The sequence below is a fragment of the Streptomyces sp. genome, assembly GCF_031181555.1.
Classification (GTDB): Bacteria; Actinomycetota; Actinomycetes; order Streptomycetales; family Streptomycetaceae; genus Streptomyces; species Streptomyces fimbriatus.
Genome location: NZ_JAPSKQ010000322.1, coordinates 1 through 2,336, shown reverse-complemented (window position 1 = coordinate 2,336; position 2,336 = coordinate 1). Strand labels below are relative to the sequence as shown.

Below are 2,336 nucleotides of genomic sequence, written 5' to 3'. Positions count from 1 at the left end.
CGTCGCAGCACATGCCGAATACCGCTGGGCGACGGAAAATCGGACAAGAGACAGATCGAGAACGGAGTCGGCGGACATCCGGTCGGCAGGCCAAGGCCACAAGCCGTCGGACAGGCGGCGGGCCGGGCTGACCGCACAGCTGCCGGGCGGCCACGGCCCGGGGCGGAGCGGGGCGCGAAAACGGCCGCGTGCAGCCGTGGAGGTGGGAAGGGGCAGCGATGCGAGGTGGACCTCGGGTGCTGGGAATCGTGCTCGCGGGCGGAGAGGGCAAGCGGCTGAAGCCGCTGACGGCCGACCGCGCCAAACCGGCGGTCGTCTTCGGCGGTTCCTACCGCCTGGTCGACTTCGTCCTGTCCAACCTGGTCAACGGCGACATCCTCCGGATCTGTGTCCTCACCCAGTACAAGTCGCACTCGCTCGACCGGCACATCACCACCACCTGGCGGATGTCCAGTCTGCTGGGCAACTACGTCACCCCCGTCCCGGCACAGCAGCGCCTCGGCCCACGGTGGTACCAGGGCAGCGCGGACGCCATCATGCAGTCGCTCAACCTGATCCACGACGAGCGTCCCGACCACGTCGTGGTATTCGGCGCCGACCACGTCTACCGCATGGATCCGCGCCAGATGCTCGCCCAGCACATCGACAGCGGCGCAGGGGTCACGGTCGCCGGCATACGGGTGCCTCGGGCCGAGTCCTCCGCCTTCGGCATCATCACGCCCGGCTCCGACGGCGTCTCCGTCGAGCGTTTCCTGGAGAAGCCCGCCGACCCGCCGGGCCTGGCCGGTGATCCCGACCACGTCTTCGCGTCCATGGGCAACTACATCTTCACCGCCCGGGCCCTGGTGGAGGCGCTGCTCGAGGACACGGAGAACGAGGACTCCGCACACGACATGGGCGGCTCGATTCTGCCCATGCTCACCGCGCAGGGCGAGGCGCAACTGTACGACTTCGGGGAGAACCGCGTGCCCGGCGCGACCCCGCGCGACCATGGCTACTGGCGCGACGTCGGCACCCTCGACGCGTACTACGACGCCCACATGGACCTGCTCGCCGAGCGGCCCACCTTCAATCTCTACAACCGCAGCTGGCCCATCTACACCAGCCCCGGCAGCCAGCTGTCGCCCGCCCGGTTCAATGCGAGCGGCATCGCGAGCGAGGCGATCATCAGTCCCGGATGCCTGATCCGCGGACAGGTCTCCCGCTCGGTGCTCTCACCGGGGGTGATCGTGGAGGAGGGAGCCGTGGTCCAGGGCTGCGTACTCCACGACAACGTCCGGGTCGGGCGCGGGGCGGTCGTCAGGAACGCCATCCTGGACAAGAACGTCGACGTGCCGCCCGAGGCGACGGTCGGCGTCGACCTGGAGCGCGACAAGAAGTTCTACTCCATCTCCGCGAATGGCGTCCTGGCCCTCGGCAAGGGGCAGCGCGTCTCCTGACGCCACCCCGGACCGGTGAGCGTGCCGCGGTCGGCAGCCGCACGGGAGGCATCTGCCGTGCGCGTCGGGGTGTCCGCGCACGGCTGCGGCGCGGGTTTCGCGGCAGGACGGAGACAGGGCGCGGGTGCCCGCGGCCGTCAGGTGCCGTGACCGCGGGTGGCGAAAGGTGATCCGGCCACGGAGATCACTCCGGTGGTGCTGATCACCGTCGTGGGACCGGCCTCCGACTCCACCAACGGCTTCCACGACGCCACGAACGCGATCGCCACCTCCGTCTCCACCCGGGCCCGCACACCCCGCATCGCCCTGGCCACGGACGCCGTCATGAACTTCCTCGGGGCCTTCCCGGGCACCGAGGCCGCCAGGACCGTCGACAGCGGCACCATCGGCGCGCCGGAGGAACTGTCGGATCCGCTGCTGGTGATGTGCGCGCTCATCACCACCCTCGGCCGGCGTATCGTCCACCTGGACCCGCCGCGCGGCTTCGCCGCCGGGACCGCCGCCACGGCCGTCCCGTACACCACCGCGTTCGTCTTCGAGGCCCCCTCTCCACCACCCAGTGGTCACCGAAGGAGCCGGTGGCGTTCCTGATGATCCGGTTGAGGCGTTCCTCCCCGCTCCGCGGCCAGGGAATGTCCCCGGGGGGCGACGGTGTAGGTCTTGGCGGGGTCCTTGTAGCCGCAGGTGCTGGCGTCGTCGGGCAGCAGCGCGGGGTGGCCGACCGCGATGACACCGGTTTCCTCGCCGGCCTGGGCTCGTTCGGTCCGGGTAGGCACCGGCGCCCGTCCCCCCGAAGGCTTCGCCGGATCGGCCGCTCCGGGCCCGAAACCGATGGGGGGCTGCGACTCTCTTGCGATGTGAGGAACCGCGGCATTGCGGCAGCTGACGTTGCGCAGC

Annotated in this window: 3 protein-coding genes; 2 read left to right on the top strand and 1 reads right to left on the bottom strand. The window is 70.4% G+C overall.

Going from position 1 to position 2,336, the window contains the following annotated elements:
- Positions 1-218: 218 nt before the first annotated feature.
- Together glgC and RIM90_RS31670 are read left to right on the top strand one after the other, a co-directional pair.
- A complete protein-coding gene (gene glgC / locus RIM90_RS31435) occupies positions 219-1,439 on the top strand; it encodes a glucose-1-phosphate adenylyltransferase (protein ID WP_309064134.1) in 1,221 nt (406 codons plus the stop codon).
- 156 nt (positions 1,440-1,595) lie between these two features.
- Positions 1,596-2,030 carry an inorganic phosphate transporter gene (locus tag RIM90_RS31670; protein ID WP_375165623.1) on the top strand — a complete coding sequence of 145 codons (435 nt, stop codon included), beginning with the start codon at positions 1,596-1,598 and terminating at the stop codon, positions 2,028-2,030.
- On the opposite strand, the gene RIM90_RS31425 is transcribed toward RIM90_RS31670, so the two are convergent.
- Positions 2,003-2,336 (bottom strand): hypothetical protein (locus RIM90_RS31425; protein WP_309064133.1); only part of this gene is annotated, 334 nt, incomplete at its 5' end. The genes RIM90_RS31670 and RIM90_RS31425 overlap by 28 nt on opposite strands.

What these genes read in the sequence shown, in the direction of transcription:
- glgC (WP_309064134.1), top strand. Translation starts at nt 219, where the DNA reads ATGCGAGGTGGACCTCGGGTGCTGGGAATCGTGCTCGCGGGCGGAGAG.